We start from the raw sequence: 16,261 nt of genomic DNA on the forward strand, positions 1-16,261 counted from the left end.
GGTTCATGGAGACCAGTTTGGTGGTGGATGCGGGTGGCGGGGCCGGGGTAGCGGCTGCCGTTGCGTCTGTCGCCGGGCTGGTTGACCAGCTTTCGGAGGTCGTCACCCCTCCTGTGTCCCGGCGCCCGTCAGATCTGTCAGCCGAAAGTGATCCCTTGAAAACCCTGGCTGAGCGGTGCCTTTCTGGTTTGGAGGTGTTGGCGCGGGTTGAGGCTGCTGCTGCGGCGGTGAAGGTTCGTTTGGTGGCCGCTTATGCTTCGGTGTCGGAGGTGTTGGAGGGGCCTGTCTCGGGTGCGTTTGAGGCGTCGGCTCGGGAGAAGTGCTTGGTGGCTGAGGTCGCGGGTGTGTTGACGGTGGGTGAGGGTGCGGCGTCAAACCTGTTGGGTGAGGCGCACGCGTTGACCACGTCGTTGCCGTTGGCGTTGGATGCGTTGCAGGCCGGGACCATCTCCTGGCAGCATGCGCGGGTGTTGGCTGATGAAACCAGCGGACTGGATCCGGTACGGGTGGCGGCGTTGGAGGCGCACTTTTTCGACCCGCAGGCGCCCAACCCGGCCCGTGGTGCGGTGCCGGGGGAGTTGGTCCCGTCGCGGTTCCGGCGGAAGGTCCGGTCGTGGCGGGAGCGTCAGTACCCGGACACGTTGGAGGTCCGGCATGCGTTGGCTGTGGCGGACCGTCGGATGGAGTACCGGCCCGAGCCTGATGGGATGGCCCGGATTTCGCTGCTTCTGCCCGGCGGTACTGCCTGCGCCATTTGGAATAAGGCCACGGCGATCGGGCGTGGTTTGCAGGGCCCGGGCGAGGTCCGGACCTTGCCGCAGTTGCGGGCCGATGTCGGTGCCAATCTGTTGCTGGGTGAGACGGGCCCTGATCTGCGGAAGCTTCCGTCGCCGAAGGCCGATGTGCTGGTCGTGGTCCCGGTGCTGTCCACGTTGGGTGTCACGGATGAGCCGGGCGAGGTCGACGGGTATGGTCCGGTTCCGGCGTCGGTGGCGCGGAGGCTGGTGGGCGAGGGTGCGGGGTCGTTGTACAGGTTGTTGGTGGATCCCCGGGATGGGGCGCCGTTGGAGATCGGCCGGAGGAGCTACCGGTTGCCGGAGGGCCTGAAGAAGTGGTTGCGGGTGCGGGATGGTAAGTGCACGTTCCCGGGCTGCAGCAACCACACTACGGATAACGAGAATGATCATCTGACCGCTTGGGAGCATGGCGGGGCCACCGGGGTCAGTAATCTGGGCCAGGTATGCCCGAAACACCACCGGCTCAAGCACCAAAGCCGGTGGACACCCACCCCGGCCAGCAAGGACGAACCGCCGGGCTGGACCTCGCCGACCGGCAGGCACTACCCGGCCGAACAACCCGACCGGACCCCACCCATCATCCCGCCAGGGTTAATTCCTGCCAGGTCAATGGGCCTGCACCCGGACAACTCGACCGGCAACTTTCCGGTCCGGCCCGCCGCGCCGGACGCGGAGCTGAGCCCCCTCGAGCAGGCACTCACGGACTACCTCGCCTCCTGACACTCAGTGCCGGGTTGACGCTGCCCGCTGCCCTGCGGGCGTCAACACGGGGCGGGGATTAGCCCTGCTGCAGGAGTCCCCTGCGACATGCCAAGAGGCAGGACCCTTGCGGATCCTGCCTCTTGACTCAAACGGATGCCCGCTCCCGTGCCCGACTTTCGGGGTTCCTGTTGCGATGGGAGTAGGGGAGCGGCACCCGGGCCTGCAAACTCGGGCTTACATGATGCCGGTGGGTACCAGCAGGACCCAGGCCAGCGCCGGAGCTGCCAGCACCACACCACCGGCGTACATCATGAGCTGCTTGTACACGCGCTGCCGGTCGTCCTCACGGGCGTTGGCCACCACCAGGGCGCCGTCGGTGGAGAAGGGGGATACGTCCACAACCGTGGCTGCAATGGCCAGGGCGGCCACCGTGCCGGAGGCGCTCAGCGAGCTGCTGGCCAGCAGCGGCCCTGCCAGCGGGATGAATGCGGTGAGCAGCGCCGTCGAGCTGGCGAAGGCCGAGCCCACGCCGATCACGTAGCAGAGGACCAGAGCCACCAGCAGCGGGGCGCCCAGCGCCAGCGCCTGCTCGGCCAGGGTGTCGATGACGCCCACGTGCTGCAGCAGCGAAACGTAGGTGATCATGCCGGCCACCAGCAGGACAGTGGACCAGGAGACGCCGCCGATGAAGGTCTTGTGTTCCTTGATGTTCACAAAGGCCAGCAGCAGGCCGGCGGAGAGGGCCACGAAACCGATCGGCATGTGGAAGCCCAGGGCGCAGACCAGCAGTGCACCGATGAGTGCCAGGGTGAAGATCTGCTGCCCGTGGGGGCGGCCCAGTGCGGGGGTCTCAAGGTCGGCGTGGATGCCTTCCCCGTCACGCAGCTTGCCCAGCAGGCCGAACAGCACCACGGTCAGCGCCGACAGGATGAAGTTGATGGCGAAGCTGGCGATGAACAGCGAACCCTGTGAGATGGGGAACCCGTTCTTGACGGCAATGTCGTGCACCAGGACGCCGGCCACGGACAGCGGGGAGAAGCCGCCTGCGTGGGCGCCGTTGATGATGAACGCACCCATGAGGACCGGGTGGATCCGGGACTCGTACGCCAGGCCGATCGCGGCGGGAGCCAGCAGGGCGACGGCGGCGGGGGAGAAGGTGCCCAGCGCGGTGAGGGCGGCGGCCATCAGGAAGAACACCCACGGAAGCAGGAGCGTCTTGCCCCGGACCAGCCGGACGCAGGTCTGGACGATGATGTCGATGGTGCCGTTGCGCTGCGCCATGCTGAAGAAGTACGTGACACCGATGATGGTGATGACGATGTTGGCCGGGAAATCGGCCAGGATTTCCTTGTCGTCCATGCCCAGCATGAAATAGCCGACGCCGAAGGACGCCACCAGCCCCATCACGCCGATGTTCAGTGGCCATTTGGTGGCGACCACGAACATCACCACGAGGATGATGAGCGGGATGATCTGTACCGCGGTCATGCTGTGCTCCGATTCCCCGGTGGGCGCCTGGTTGAAGACGCCCCCCGCCAGGACGAGGGCAAGCAAAGCAAGGAGGGCGATGCCGACCACCGACACCAGCAGGATACGGCGGCGGCGGTTGTTGCGCGGGGACTGCTGGTCCGGCGACTGCCGCTCCCGGGTCTTCTCAACAGTGTCTTTGGGATTTTGCATCGTGTTAGTCATGGCGGGTACTCCTCATCGAGTGGCTCCCGCGAAGGCTTCTTCGGCAGCACTGCCCAGGGCCTCGGGGAGGTGGATAACGGTGGTGGCGATGGTCCGGGCCGTACGGTCGACGCCGACCAGCAGGCCACCATCGTTCTCTTCGGTCCAGGTTTCGAGGACCCCGGCCGGGGTCCGCAGCTTCAGCGCGGCGCCCTGCGTGCCGCCTGTCATGTGGTGCAGCACGGTGCCCGGAGTGCGGGCCGCCAGGGTCAGCGCGATGCTGCCGGTGATGGCCAGCGCCGGGTGCGGCCTGCCCATGGAGAGCATCATGACGTTGATGTCGGCCGCGTCCCGGTCCCCGGAGTCGGCCGGGGCTGCGGCGATGGCCAGCTTGGGGATGGCCCGCGCCGCCGCAGCGGTTGTGGGGGCCAGGCCCATTCGTACCGCCGCCTGGCGCCGGATCTGGTCCAGCGTGTCCAGTTGGAGTTCGACGCCGGCCAGCCAGTTTTCGTAGCGGGCCGGGTCCAGGCCGAGGTCCTCGGCGCGGACAATCACCACGGGTGCGCCGGCGTCCACCATGGAGACCGTCCAGCGGGTTCCGCCGGCCGTGATGGTGTCCGTCGCCGAACCTGTGGGCAGCAGGGCTCCGGTGGTTTTGCCGGCCGGGTCCTGGAAGCCCAGGCCCACCCGGTAGCCGGGAAACGGAACCCCGGGCATCTGCGCATCGGGGACGATGGGCAGCGCTCCTGCGGGGGTGGCCACACGCTGGACGATGATCTGGCCCGTATTCGTGTTGCGGGTGACGATCTTGGTGACGTCGCCGCCGGGAACCACCCAGCCTTTTTCGATGGCGTAGAGGCCAACCACCGCGGAGCAGTTTCCGCAGTTGCTTCCCCAATCCACGGTGGCTTCTTCGATCCCCACCTGGGCGAACGTGAAGTCGACGTCGATGCCGTCCTCGGCGGGGCGGTCCAGGATCATTGCCTTGCTGGTAGTGGACGTTGCTCCGCCCACGCCGTCGATCTGCCGCGAATCCGGGCTGCCGAACACCCGTGGCAGGAGCGAGTCGAGGCTGGCGCCGTCGCCAAGCTGGTCCGCTTCAAACACCCAGCATTTGCTGGTGCCTCCGCGCATCCACTCTGCTTCGATCTTCATTGGTCCTTCACATCTCCTTGTGCCTCGATTACTGCAAGGGGCCCTGTAAAGAGATTGATCCGGATCACAAATTAAGACAATGTTCAATAATTGAAGGGGGATGTAGTATTGCTTCAATCATTGAATCGCAGGACCAAAAGCAGGCGCGTTTCCAAGAGTGCCGGCATCATTTCGGGGCAGCAGTAAGGCTGGATCTGGACTCGGTGAACCAAATGAACGAAAACTTGCGAGGGGTAAAGCAATGCTTCACGATGACGAGGCACATCTTTTCGACGTGCGCCGCCTGGCGGTGCTGCTGGAGGTGGTGGAGCAGGGATCCATCACCGCCGCGGCGGACCTGATGATGTATTCGCCCTCCGCCGTGTCACAGCAGTTGCGCAAGCTGGAACAGGAGGTGGGGCAGCCCCTGCTGACCCGCCGGTCCCGCGGAGTGGTGCCCACGGAGGCCGGGCAGGTGCTGGCGGGTCACGCGCGCCAGATCCTCCGGCAGATGAAAGCCGCGCAGTCGGACCTGGACCAGATCGCCGGCCTCAAGCGGGGTGCCCTGACGGTAGGCACCTTCCCCACGCTGGCCGGATCCTTCCTCCCCATCGTGATCCGCGCCTTCAAGAAGCGGTACCCCGCCATCAGCCTGTCGCTGCGCAGCGCCCGCTTCGACGAACTGGTGGCGGACCTCCAATCCGGAGTGACCGGCCTCTGCCTGCTCTGGGATTACCCGTGGAACAGGTTCCACGACGACTCCATCCGCATCACCGAAGTCTTCCAGGAGGGCACGGTGCTCCTGGTGGCTGCCAGCCACCCGCTGGCGGACAAGGAGCAGGTGGCCATGGAGGACCTGCGCAACGAGTCGTGGATCGTCCGCGCGGAAGCCCACCCCGTGGTGGAGGTGCTGCAGCGTTCAGCGCACGACGCCGGGTTCGAACCCACCATCGGCTTCCTCGCCAACGACTACCAGGAAGCCCAGGCCATGGTGAGCGTGGGGATGGGCGTTGCCCTGGTGCCCAAGACCGCCGTCGCCCTCCAGCACCCGGACGTGCGCGTGCTCAGCCTCGGCGAGTCAGCCCCGCTGCGCCGCGTCCTGCTGGCCCAGCGCCAGGACAAGGTCTATGCCCCGGCCGAGGTGGCATTCCAGACCACGCTCCTCGAGATCGCCCGCGAAAGGGCCGGAGACTACCTCTAGGAGATTCGCCCCGCGACTGCCGGGCAGGAGTCCGGGCTACAGCTTGGCCAGGAAATCCTCGGCGAACTGCTTCACGCCGTCCCACTCCGTGTAGACGTAATCGCGGGACGTGTCGGTATCCGTGGAACCCTGGCTGCTGGCGATCCGCTTCATGATGAGCCGTTTGACGAACCCGTAGTGGGTGTAGGGGATGGCGCCGCTGAACAAACCCACCTGCGCGGGACGCCAGCCGGTTTCCTCCTCGAACTTCTCCACGTAGCCCTCGGCGCTTTCCGTGTCGCCGTGGGCCGCCATGCTGACTGAGAACAATGCGGACGGCAGCCTTTCCAGGGTCTCGCGGTTCTTGCGGACGAAGTCGCCCACGTATTTTTCATGCTTGCCCACATGCACCGAGGCACCCACCAGCACGGCGTCACAGCCCTCCGGAATGACGTCCCCTGCGTCCTTGATGTCCGCCGCCGTGGCCTGGTGTCCGTGTGCCTGGACCACGTCCGCGATGAACTCGGCGATCTTCGCGGTCTGCCCCTCGGTGGTCCCGTAGGGGATGTAGATGGTGGACATGGCTGACCTTCCTGGACGCTTGGCTCTGCTGCCTACCACTGTGCCAATCCCCGGGCCGCCTCCGTAGGGCCGAACGTCCCCGCGGGCGTCCGCTTCCGGTGCGCTACTTGTCCAGCAGCCCGCCGCTGGCCCACCGCCGCACAGCCAGCTGCTCTCCGGCGTCGAACTCCAGCAGGGCCACCCGGCACAGCTCCTCCACGTACCGGGTCCAGGCCGCCGCCAGCTCCGCCGCCGTGGCCTCGTCGGTGAGCTGGAAGTTCGCGTAGCCCAGCCCCTGCAGTACGAAGCTCACCGCGTTCCTGGACACCGGCTCGCCGGCGCTGACGCAGTCGTCCCGGACCTGCCGTGACAGCTCGGTGCGGTTGGCCGGGTGTTCCCGCAACCGCGCCGCCATGGCCAGGAAGATCTGCCGGAACTGGGCTGCCGAGAGCGCCGGAACGTCCGTGACCCGGGCAACCTGCTCCTCGATGCCCGGCTGGGTTTCCACAGAAGCCGGGAGGTCCTCGCTGGAAAACCGTTTGGCGTCCCACACCCAGCCGCCCTGCGCCGCCGAGTACTCCACGTCCTTGCCGATCTGTGACACCCACGTTCCGAACTTTCCGTAGCCGCCCCAGTCCGTCTTGAGGGACGGGTCCGCAGCGAGGGCCCGGTGCGCCACCATCGCTCCCACCACCGGCCCCGGTGCCGTGCGGACAAACTCCAGCACCTCGCGGACCCCCGGCGGCATCGCCTTGGTTTTCGCCTTGGCCTGGGCCGGAACCTGGCGCTGGTTCACGGGTGCCAGGGCGCGGACCGGCTCGGCAGTGGAACCGGTGAGGATGGAAACAAAGTCGTGGGATTCCACCACGTGGTCCGCCATCTCCCGGTAGGCAAATGCCACCGCCCCGGCGGCGATGACGGTGGTCATCCTGTCCGCGGCCCGGAACCGCTGGATCAGTGAGGTGAAGTCCGCGTCCGCGGAGGCAATGAAGAACTCCTCGATGCCCACGCTTCCGGACAGGGCGTCCATGGCATCAAGCACCAGGTTGATGTCCGTGCTGCTCTTGCCCCGCTGCGTCAGCGACGGGCAGTCGATCACCCGGAATCCGGCACGCGTCCAGTACGGGCGGTACTTCGAATACACCATCGGGTTCAGGTAGCAGTTGCGGATCAGGAAGCGCCGGGTCCCGCCACCGGAGCCTCCGGCGGACAGGGCATCGGCCCAGTGCTTGGGATCCTCGGCGAAGCGCTTGGCCGCCAGCGGGTCGATGGCCTGCAGGCCGGTGAACACGTTGTCGAAGTCCACGAACATTGCCGCGCGGATGCCGGGCCGCCGTGTGGCGGGAAGCGCCTCATTCATTGGCCCAGTGTGCCAGCAACGTCCGGCAGCAACTACCTTTTCCCGCACACAACGACACGGACGACGGCGGGAAGCACCCGCCGTCGTCCGTGTCTGTTGGGGGAGTGGGGACTAAGCCGCCGTCAGTGCCAGAAGCCCAGGGCGAACTCGGCGATCACCGTGGACAGCAGGAAGGAGGCCGTGATGGCCACCAGGCCCACCGGGATGATCTTCCAGCCGATGTTCTTCAGCAGCGGGATGTCCTTGCCCAGGGACAGGCCGGCGAGGGTCAGCATCACTGTGGCGATGGACAGGAAGTCCACCGTCTTGACCGCATCGTTCAGCGGGCCGGCGGCGAAGAACCACGGGCTGGAAATGTACGCGCCGATGGTGGTGATGAACACGATCGCGGAGATCTTCCGGGTCAGCTTGGCCAGCGCGATGCTTAGCAGGACCAGCGCCAGCATGACCCCGTAGCCGGCCACGATGCTGAGGCTGAAGCCCTTGGCGGCCACGGACGCGGTGCCGATGCCCAGGACCGTCAGGACGGACAGGGACAGCCACAGCGGCAGCTTGATCGCCGCGGAGGATTCCGCCACGCGCTCGCGGAACCGGCGGTTTTCCTCCGCCTGGGCAGCCTCGCGGTCGAGATCCGCTGCGCTGGGGCCGGCGGCACCGTCAGCGGTTCCCGAGGCCCCGGCGCCGGTCCCGGCGGCAACAGCCTGCCGGGTTTCCTGCTTGCGGGTGAGTACCCGGTAGAACTTGTCCGCCAGCGGCAGGGCGATGTAGATGCCCACGTAGACGCCCAGGACCGTGGTGATCAGGTTGGAAACGGCCGCCATGCCCAGGATGGCTTCCTGGTCCGCCGGGTAGGCGGCGATGATGCTGGCGGCGGATGCGGCCATCATGGATCCCGAGCCCACACCGGCGCCCATGGCCAGGGCCAGGGGGTCGAAGATCTTCCAGTTGGACACCAGCGAGGTCAGCAGCGTGATGAACACGGCGCCGAACAGCGTTCCGAACACGTACATGGCCAGCACGCCGCGGTACTGGTCAGAGTCCGGCCCGTACTTCTCGGACACCATGGCGAAGGAAGGTTCACGGTCCAGCGAGAAGGTGGCACCCACGGTGGCCTTGCCCATCCGCAGCAGCACGGCCAGCGGCAGCGCCAGCACGATGGTGCCCAGCAGGTGGCCCACTTCCTGCAGCAGCAGCGCGGGTCCGGCCTTCAGCAGCGTGGGCAGGCTGGGGCCGATGTTGAACGCCAGCCGGGCCACCAGCAGCAGCACAGCGACGCCCACCAGGGCTGCCGCCACGCGCTGCAGGTCGATGCCCAGCGGCTTGAACTTCTGGACCGAGACCAGCAGGCCCAGGATCAGGCCCCACACCATGGGGAAGATGATGATGGCGCCGATTCCGAGGTCGATCTTGGCCTGGCCGATGAACTGGACGGCCAGGGCGATGACGAACGCCAAAGCGCCGATGGGGAGGGTCAGCCTGGCACCGGCGGTCTCGATCCGGGCTGTTTTGGCAGTGCTCATGATGCGCCTTCCTGGGTGAAAGCTTCCGGGGTGGAAGTACGACGGCGGTACGCCGCCTGGGTGAAGCGTTCGCGTTGGGTGGGGGTTGAGGCGGCCGCGGCGACAGTCCAGGCCAGGGCGGTGCCGGCCTCGAACATCACGCCGTACGCCGGGGGAGTGTCCGCGAGGGCGGCGAATGCGTGCGAATGGATGGGGACGTCCGCGCCGGGAATGCTCAGCCACGGATGCAGGGACGGGATCACCTGGGAGATGTTGCCCATGTCCGTGGAGCCGCCGCTCAGTCCGGAGGACCTGGACGTGTCCTTGCCGAACGCGTCCATCGCCGCGGTCCAGTGCGCTGCCAGGTCGTCGTCCTGGAGCAAGGGTTCATACAGCGGCTCGGTGTCCTCGAACTCCAGCGTGGTGCCGGTGGCCAGCGCGGCGCCTTCGAAGCAGCGGCGCACCCGCCCCAGCAGGGCGTGGAATTCGGGGAGGGTGAAGGCACGGCATTCAAACTCCACCACGGCCTTCTCCGGGATGATGTTGGTGACGTGCCCCGCCTCGGCCACGAAGCAGGCAATGCGGTGGTCGGACGGGATCTGCTGGCGCAGCAGCCCGATGGCCACCTGGCTGAGCACGGCGGCGTCGGCGGCGTTCACTCCCAGGTGCGGAGCGGCGGCTGCGTGCGCCGCCTTGCCGGTGAACGTCGCCTTGTAGCGGCCCACCGCCTGCGCGCTGGTCCCGGCCGGGTTGTAGGTGAGCCCGTCCTGGACCGGGTGGACCATCAAAGCCAGCCCCACGCCGTCGAACGCGCCACGCTCCAGCATGAGCGCCTTGCCGCCGCCGTGCTCCTCCGCCGGTGTGCCGATCGCCTTCAGGGTGATGCCGAGCTCGTCCACCAGCGGCCGCAGGGCCAGGGCCGCGGCCACCGATGCGCCGGCGATCAGGTTGTGACCGCAGGCGTGCCCGATGCCCGGAAGTGCGTCGTATTCCACGCACAGCGCGACGGTGAGGTCGCCCGTGCCTGCGCTCGCGGAGAACGCGGTGGGCAGCCCGGACGTGCCGCGCTCCACCTCGAAGCCGCCCTCTTCCAGCAGGGCGGTGATGGCTTCCGCGGACCGAACCTCCTCGAAGGAGGTCTCCTTGTACGAGTGGATGTTCCGGGCCAGCGCCTCCACCCGGGGCTTCCAGCGGTCGACGCCGTCCGCCACCGCGGTGCGCAAGGCACCGGCCGCCGGGGTTGGGTCGGAGCTGGCTGTTCCGGTTGTTTCAGTGCCTGTTGTTTCAGTGGTGTCCATGGGGTCTCCTAGTAGGACAGCGACGGGAACGGGGAACCGGCCGCCCGGGTGGGAACCCAGATGGCCTTGGTCTGCGTGTACTCGTCCAGCACGCCGGGGCCGGACGAGCGGCCGTGGCCGGAATCGCCGAACCCGCCGAACGGAACGGCCACGTGGATGGTCTTGTACGCGTTGATCCAGAACGTGCCGGCTTTGACCTCACGGGCCACGTGGTGCGCGCGGGACACGTCGGAGGTCCAGACCGCGCCGGCCAGGCCGAAGCTGGTGTTGTTGGCCCGGGCGATGGCCTCGGCCTCGGTGTCGAACGCGTCGGCGCCCACCACGGGGCCGAAGACTTCCGTGGTTTCCAGCCGGTTCGCGGGGGTGACGCCGTCCAGCAGCGTGGGCATGACCCAGTGGCCGCCCTTCAAGGCCGAGCCGCTCAGCGACTCCGGCAACGTGGCCCCGGTGAGGCGCCTGCCGCCGTCGTCCATTCCGACTTCGATCAGGCGCGTGACCGTGGCGAACTGCTGCGGGGTGATGATGGGGCCCACCTCGGTGTCCGCGCTGAGGGGGTCGCCCACCCGCAGCAGGGCCGCCTTGGCAGCGACCATCTCCACGAACTCGGCGTGGACGCTGCGCTCCACCAGCAGCCGTGACCCTGCCACGCAGGACTGGCCGGCGCCGGAGAAGATGGCGGAGACGGCGCCTTCGGCGGCGCGTTCGAGGTCGGCATCGGCGAAGACGATGTTCGCGCTCTTGCCGCCGAGCTCCAGCAGCGCCGGGATCCCGGCCTGCGCTGCGGCAACGGCGACGCGGCGGCCGGTGGGGACGGAGCCGATGAAGCTGACCTTGCCCACGCGCGGGTCGGTGGTGAGGGCGGCGCCGACGGTCTGGCCGAGGCCCGCGGCCACGTTGAAGACGCCGGCGGGGAGGCCTGCCTCGTGGGCGATCTGGGCCAGCCGGACCGATGAGGCCGGGGTGAATTCGCTGGGCTTGATGATCACGGCGTTGCCGGCGGCCAGCGGTGCGGCGGAGTTCCAGCCGGCCGTGAACATGGGTGCGTTCCAGGGCGTGATGGCCACGACGACGCCCCACGGCACCCGCTCGGTGTACGTGTGCCAGTTGCCCGGGAGGGGGATGGTCTGGCCGGTGAGCTTGTCCGCCCAGCCCGCGTAGTAGCCGAACATCTCCGCCACCTTGGCCGCCTCCACCCGGGCGTCCCGGATGGGCTTGCCGGTGGTGGCGGATTCCAGGATGGCGAGTTCCTCGACGTGCCCTTCCACGGCGCGGCTGACGTTGCGGAGAATGGCGGCCCGCTCGAAACCGTTCAGCGCGCCCCAAACCTTGGCGCCCGTCGTCGCGTTTTCCAGGATGGCGTTGGCACCCTCGGCGCCGGGGTCCGCATACGTGGCGAACGGTTCGCCGGTGGCGGCGCTGGTAAGGGTGATGCTGTCGCCGCTGCCGGTGGCGACGCGGCCGTCGACGAACGCGCCGAGGCCGTTGGGGAACGCGGCGTCGAGGACCGACTTGGCGGTGGCCGCCGATGAGGATGTGGGGGCTGTGGTGAGGCTCAAGATGCTGTTTCCTTTGGGGTCTGCCGTTGGGGGCTTCAGGCTGCGGAAGTCGTGCCGGGCTGTGTGGTCTCCGGCCTGGTGGCGTCCGGGGCGCCGGCGGGTGTGATGGCGGGGGCCACGGTGCGGGCGATCTCGGTGAAGTCGGCCTTGGGTCCGAGCACTGCCAGGGCGTCCTGCCACTGATTGGCCACGGTTGCCAGCAGCGCCGGCTTTTCGCCGATCTGTTCCGCGATGTCCACGGCGAGTGAGGCGTCCCGCGCCATCAGGCCCATGGAAAAGCCGGAGTCGTGGCTGCCGGTGAGCACCCAGTTGGGGTACATGGCGGCCGAGACCTTGCTGCCGCCGGACGCGCCGCTGATGCTGGCGGCCGCCGTCGCGGGGTCGATGCCGTAGGCCTTGGCCACTCCCAGCGCTTCGCCGACGGAGGCGAGGTTGGCCGCCGCTAGGACGTTGTTGAGGAGCTTGACCACGTTGCCGCTGCCGGGGCCTCCGATGTGGCTGTAGTTGCCGCCAGTGAGGGCCAGCAGGACCGGCTTGGCGGCCTCGAGCGCTGCGTCCGTGGCTCCCACGAAAGCGCTGAGCGTTCCTGTTGCGGCGCCGTCGCGGCCGCCGGAAACCGGTGCGTCGATGAAGGCCGCCTGCCGGCTTTCGGCGAGTTGGGCCATCCGTTTGCTGGTGGCCGGCTCGGACGTGGTGGTGTCGATGATCGCCACCGTCCCCGGCCTGCCCAGCAGCTGGGGAACGGTGGTTTCCACGATGCCAGCGGCGGGCAGGGACAGGACGGCGTAGGCGGTGCCCGCAACGTCCTCAAGGCTGTCGGTAGTGGTGATGCCGGCCTTTTCCGCGGCTGCCCGGGCGGCATCAGAGGGGTCGAAGCCGGTGACGTCCCAGCCGGCGTTGTGCAGGGTGGCAGCCATGGCTCCGCCCATGGCGCCGAGGCCGATGACGGCAACGCGGCGGTTTTGTGGCTCGTTCATGTGGGGTACTCCTGGGGTGCTGATAGCGGTCATGCAGTGGTGGCTGTGGCCTTGAACTGGTGTGAGGGCTTGGGGATTGGGCTCCGGTGGGGCCCGGTTTTAGTCGAGGTAGATGTCCAGGTCTTTCCAGAGCTGCTGCGTGCGGCGGATGGCGGCCCGGCTGCGTTCCGGATGTGCCGCCTCCATGCCGGCCAGCAGCCCGTAAACCAGGGAATTGGCGGCGGTGACGGACTGGAAGAAGGAGATGCCTTCGGATGCCACCACCAGGAGGTGGTCCGCCGCGGTGGCCAGCCGGCCACGGCGCAGGTCGCTGATGGCAATAACCGTGGCACCGGCCTGCTTGGCGGCCTCGGCGGCGACGATGATGTGCTTCACCGAGCGCCACATGTTGATGACCACCAGGACATCTCCAGGCCCCAGGCTGTTGGTGGTGGATGCCAGGTGCGGACCTGCGCGGTTTTCCAGCGTGATGGGATAGCCCATGGTGGACCCCAAATGGGCCATGACGCTTGCGGGGCCGGCGAAGGATCCGATGCCGACGACGGTGATGGACTTTGCTGCTGCCATGGCCGCAATGGCGGACTCGGCTTCTTCCGCGGTGTTGGAATCGAGGGTGAGGCGCAGGTTTTCGATGTCGTGGGTGATGGCCTCGCGGAGCGGGCTGCGGTGTTCACCGTGTTCGGTGAGGGTGTCCTCCGTGGAGATCATCACCAGGTAGCGGGACCGGAGCTCACGCTGCAGGTCCGGCCAACCCCGGTATCCCAGGTGCTGCGCCGTGCGGACCACCGAGGAGCTGTTCACGTCCGCCCGCTGGGCAATCTCGGCAATGTCCGCGTAGGAGGAGAGCTGCGGGTTCCGGCGGATGACTTCAACTACCCGGCTCTGCGCCTTGGTCAGCGGAACATCGGGAAGCGCGTCCCCCAACCAGGCGTGGGAGCTGATGCCGCCCTGTCCGGCGCCCGCCTTCTCCTCGATGGCATTGGTGTTCACGGAGGTTCCATCCTGTAATCCAGATCACTCTGCAAGTGCAATTGCATCCAATGTACTCTGCAATTTTGTTTGCGGCTAGAAGTTTGCGTTACCGGGATGTAAAAACTTGCCCGGCGCCTGCTGCTCCGTCTGCTGCTTTGTCTGGTGCTTGTCTAGTGAGCGGCTGTGCCATTGCGCGGGGCCTCCTGGTGTGCGACGATTCCGGTGATCGTGACCCGGCCGCAGGAGGTGAGACCCATGAACGCAGTATCCGTAATGGGCGCTCCCCTGCAGCCCACGATCACGCGGCTCAGCTAGCCGCCGCCGGGAGCGCCGCACAGGCCTGTTCGCGAAAGGCGACTCCCATGGACTCAACCTCTTCACCCTTTTCTGCCGCTTCGGCCGCTGCGCCGCCGGCGGCATCTTCCGGCCCTTCCCTGGGCCGCGCGCCCCTGGATGCCACGGACCGGATGCCCTCCGGTGGCCGGCGTGCCCTGGTCCTGGGCGGCGGCGGATCCACCGGCAACGCCTGGCTGATCGGCGTCCTTGCCGGCCTGGCGCAGGCCGGAGCGGCGGTGACCGATGCCGACCTGGTCATTGGAACCTCCGCCGGATCCACTGCCGCGGCCCAAATTGGCGGGGCGGATCCGGCCACGCTGCTCGCCGCGATCCTGGAGACTTCGGCGGGCTCACCGGCCTTGCCGGCCGCGCAGGCCGGCCCGCCAACTTCGCTGGCGGCATCCGGCCCCGGGTCTTCCCGGCGTCCGGACGGGGTGGTAGCCAACCACCTGGAGCGGATCGACCGGATCATTGCCGTGGCAAAGGACCCTGCTGACATGCGCCGGCGGGTGGGGGCTTCAGCGCTGGACCTATCGTCGGACGTCGATCCGTCCCCGCGGTGGCGTGCCACGGTGGCCGCCCGCCTGCCCAGCCAGGACTGGCCGGAACGCGCCACCTTCATCACAGCGGTGGACGCCCGTACCGGTGAACCCGTCGTCTTCGACCGCCACAGCGGACTGGACCTGGCCGACGCCGTGGCCGCCAGTTGTTCCAGCGGGTTCGCCTACAGCGCCGGGGGCAACGCCTATATCGACGGCGGCTACCGGGCGGGTGCCGAAAACGCAGACCTCGCTGCCGGGTGCCGCTGCGTGCTCGTGCTGTCACCGTTCGGCGGCAGGTCCCGGACTCCTGCGGAATGGGGCCTGAACCTGGCGGTCCAGGCGGCCGCGCTGCGTGCGGGCGGCAGCAGCGTGGAAACGGTGTTTCCCGCCGCGGACGAGGAGCACCTTTTCGGCGCCTCCGCAATGAACCCCGCGTTGCGTCCCGCGGCCGCAAGTGCCGGTTACCGGCAGGGCCTTGACATGGCGGAAAAGCTCCGGAAATTCTGGAGCTGACCCGGGGTAATCCGCCGCCGTGATCTCTGCTGATTTCCACTTTTACGGATACCTCCGCTGAGCGGTCGAATTTCCTGCGGGCGGCGGCCCCAAGGAAATTTTCCGCTTTTGGAAGATTGACAGGAAAAGACGGAAAACTGCGGAAGGGTAAAAAGCCGTCATGCCGCGTGACTCCTTCAGTCAGCCTTCCTGCGGGCCCTGCGGCGCCGTCTGCGGCGGATTCTGCGGAGAATTCTGCCGACTGGCATAAAAAACAAAAGCAGGTATGGTATCGGGTATCGCAAGCACAGAAAGGCGTGATTCCGATGTCCGGAAAATCCCCACGAGGCGGCGCTAACAAAAAAGCCGGAAAGTCCATTCTCGAAAAGCGGGCCGAGAAAAAGGCCAAGCACGGGAACAGCGAACTGAATTTCATCAAGCCGCGCAAGAACCAGCGCTAAAAGCCCGCGGGCGGCCCGCCGACTCCTAGCCCGGCAGGCCGCCCGCGCCAAGGACGCAAACCATGAACACCTTCCTGAACGCCCTGGTGGTGCCCGCACGGCTGGTCCACCCGGTACACATCACGTCCCTGATGCTGGACGAAGCATCCCTGCTGCGCGTGGCATCCGGGGACGTCGGAATGCTGGCGGGAGCCGACTGGCATGCCTACCTGGACAACGCGTCCGGCAGGATCTTCCATAACCTGCGGGCCGAGGTCCTCATTCGAGAGGCCGGCCTGGACGTGGAGGGCACCATCCACGGAACAGCAACGTTTATTGGGCGGGCACCCTCCGGTGGCCAAGCGGATGCACCCCGCCATCTCATCAGGCTCGCCGAGCAACTGTTCGACATGCCGCTGGCAGCGTAGCTGACGGTCGTTTCCCACTCTGGCTGTCCGCATGTTGACGTGAGGACCGGAAACAGTGACCACTTCACAGTGGCTGGACCGACGTAGCCAAGTCCACCGGCGCATGCCGTCAACTACTTAGCCTGGACCGCCGCCTGCTCCTGCGCTGACCAAGGTGGCAACTCCCACGCCCAAACCGCGGCACCCCCTCCGCCGTCGGGAGTCCCGGTCAGGTGCGGCTCGGAATGTCAGACCCTCCTGTGAGACTTGGTTCATGGAGACCAGTTTGGTGGTGGATGCGGGTGGCGGGGCCGGGGTAGCGGCTGCCGTTGCGTCT

14 protein-coding genes are annotated in these 16,261 nt (G+C 67.5%); 5 read left to right on the forward strand and 9 right to left on the reverse strand.

Going from position 1 to position 16,261, the window contains the following annotated elements; genetic code table 11:
- On the forward strand, positions 1–1,517 hold a 1,517-nt coding region (locus AS031_RS19250; protein ID WP_371326008.1), incomplete at its 5' end, for an HNH endonuclease signature motif containing protein.
- A 216-nt stretch (positions 1,518–1,733) separates the two neighbouring features.
- On the opposite strand, the gene AS031_RS19255 is transcribed toward AS031_RS19250, so the two are convergent.
- Both AS031_RS19255 and AS031_RS19260 read right to left on the reverse strand, forming a co-directional pair.
- Positions 1,734–3,179, reverse strand: a complete 1,446-nt coding sequence (locus tag AS031_RS19255) for an SLC13 family permease (protein ID WP_058269781.1) — start codon at positions 3,177–3,179, stop codon at positions 1,734–1,736.
- 24 nt (positions 3,180–3,203) lie between these two features.
- Entirely contained in the window at positions 3,204–4,325 is a 1,122-nt protein-coding gene (locus tag AS031_RS19260; protein WP_058269782.1) for a PrpF domain-containing protein, read from the reverse strand.
- 241 nt (positions 4,326–4,566) lie between these two features.
- On the opposite strand from AS031_RS19260, the gene AS031_RS19265 reads away from it, so the two are divergent.
- Positions 4,567–5,505 (forward strand): LysR family transcriptional regulator, encoded by a 939-nt coding sequence (locus AS031_RS19265; RefSeq protein WP_058269783.1) that lies wholly within the window; start codon positions 4,567–4,569, stop codon positions 5,503–5,505.
- 36 nt (positions 5,506–5,541) lie between these two features.
- On the opposite strand, the gene AS031_RS19270 is transcribed toward AS031_RS19265, so the two are convergent.
- The 7 genes from AS031_RS19270 to AS031_RS19300 form a co-directional block, all read right to left on the reverse strand.
- Positions 5,542–6,066: a flavodoxin domain-containing protein gene (locus AS031_RS19270; RefSeq protein WP_058269784.1), complete on the reverse strand. Its 525-nt coding sequence runs from the start codon at positions 6,064–6,066 to the stop codon at positions 5,542–5,544.
- A 103-nt stretch (positions 6,067–6,169) separates the two neighbouring features.
- Positions 6,170–7,405 (reverse strand): NYN domain-containing protein, encoded by a 1,236-nt coding sequence (locus AS031_RS19275; RefSeq protein ID WP_058269785.1) that lies wholly within the window; start codon positions 7,403–7,405, stop codon positions 6,170–6,172.
- A 122-nt stretch (positions 7,406–7,527) separates the two neighbouring features.
- Complete coding sequence (locus AS031_RS19280; protein WP_058269786.1) at positions 7,528–8,925, reverse strand: DUF3100 domain-containing protein; 1,398 nt, start codon at positions 8,923–8,925, stop codon at positions 7,528–7,530.
- Positions 8,922–10,202, reverse strand: coding sequence for an amidohydrolase (locus AS031_RS19285; protein WP_058269787.1), 1,281 nt, complete (start codon positions 10,200–10,202; stop codon positions 8,922–8,924). Before AS031_RS19285 ends, AS031_RS19280 begins: the two co-directional genes overlap by 4 nt.
- Positions 10,203–10,210: 8 nt before the next feature.
- On the reverse strand, positions 10,211–11,758 hold the full coding sequence (locus AS031_RS19290; RefSeq protein WP_058269788.1) for an aldehyde dehydrogenase family protein: 1,548 nt from the start codon (positions 11,756–11,758) through the stop codon (positions 10,211–10,213).
- 35 nt (positions 11,759–11,793) lie between these two features.
- Positions 11,794–12,735, reverse strand: a complete 942-nt coding sequence (locus tag AS031_RS19295) for an NAD(P)-dependent oxidoreductase (RefSeq protein WP_058269789.1) — start codon at positions 12,733–12,735, stop codon at positions 11,794–11,796.
- Positions 12,736–12,834: 99 nt separating this feature from the next.
- Positions 12,835–13,725, reverse strand: a complete 891-nt coding sequence (locus AS031_RS19300) for a MurR/RpiR family transcriptional regulator (protein ID WP_058269790.1) — start codon at positions 13,723–13,725, stop codon at positions 12,835–12,837.
- 449 nt (positions 13,726–14,174) lie between these two features.
- Between AS031_RS19300 and AS031_RS19305 the strand changes: the two genes are divergently transcribed.
- The 3 genes from AS031_RS19305 to AS031_RS19310 all read left to right on the forward strand — a co-directional run bounded on the left by AS031_RS19305 (position 14,175) and on the right by AS031_RS19310 (position 15,945).
- Entirely contained in the window at positions 14,175–15,098 is a 924-nt protein-coding gene (locus AS031_RS19305) for a patatin-like phospholipase family protein (RefSeq protein ID WP_176716581.1), read from the forward strand.
- Between the two features lie 167 nt (positions 15,099–15,265).
- Positions 15,266–15,538, forward strand: coding sequence for a hypothetical protein (locus AS031_RS19915; RefSeq protein ID WP_141688874.1), 273 nt, complete (start codon positions 15,266–15,268; stop codon positions 15,536–15,538).
- 62 nt (positions 15,539–15,600) lie between these two features.
- Positions 15,601–15,945 (forward strand): hypothetical protein, encoded by a 345-nt coding sequence (locus AS031_RS19310; protein ID WP_058269791.1) that lies wholly within the window; start codon positions 15,601–15,603, stop codon positions 15,943–15,945.
- Positions 15,946–16,261: the final 316 nt, after the last annotated feature.

The organism is Pseudarthrobacter enclensis (assembly GCF_001457025.1).
GTDB lineage: Bacteria > Actinomycetota > Actinomycetes > Actinomycetales > Micrococcaceae > Arthrobacter > Arthrobacter enclensis.

Bases quoted from the DNA above. Each gene is read 5' to 3' on its own strand.
- AS031_RS19295 (WP_058269789.1), bottom strand. From the start codon at position 12,735: ATGAACGAGCCACAAAACCGCCGCGTTGCCGTCATCGGCCTCGGCGCC.
- AS031_RS19255 (WP_058269781.1), bottom strand. From the start codon at position 3,179: ATGCAAAATCCCAAAGACACTGTTGAGAAGACCCGGGAGCGGCAGTCG.
- AS031_RS19270 (WP_058269784.1), bottom strand. From the start codon at position 6,066: ATGTCCACCATCTACATCCCCTACGGGACCACCGAGGGGCAGACCGCG.
- AS031_RS19285 (WP_058269787.1), bottom strand. From the start codon at position 10,202: ATGGACACCACTGAAACAACAGGCACTGAAACAACCGGAACAGCCAGC.
- AS031_RS19280 (WP_058269786.1), bottom strand. From the start codon at position 8,925: ATGAGCACTGCCAAAACAGCCCGGATCGAGACCGCCGGTGCCAGGCTG.
- AS031_RS19310 (WP_058269791.1), top strand. From the start codon at position 15,601: ATGAACACCTTCCTGAACGCCCTGGTGGTGCCCGCACGGCTGGTCCAC.
- AS031_RS19265 (WP_058269783.1), top strand. From the start codon at position 4,567: ATGCTTCACGATGACGAGGCACATCTTTTCGACGTGCGCCGCCTGGCG.
- AS031_RS19275 (WP_058269785.1), bottom strand. From the start codon at position 7,405: ATGAATGAGGCGCTTCCCGCCACACGGCGGCCCGGCATCCGCGCGGCA.
- AS031_RS19260 (WP_058269782.1), bottom strand. From the start codon at position 4,325: ATGAAGATCGAAGCAGAGTGGATGCGCGGAGGCACCAGCAAATGCTGG.
- AS031_RS19305 (WP_176716581.1), top strand. From the start codon at position 14,175: ATGCCCTCCGGTGGCCGGCGTGCCCTGGTCCTGGGCGGCGGCGGATCC.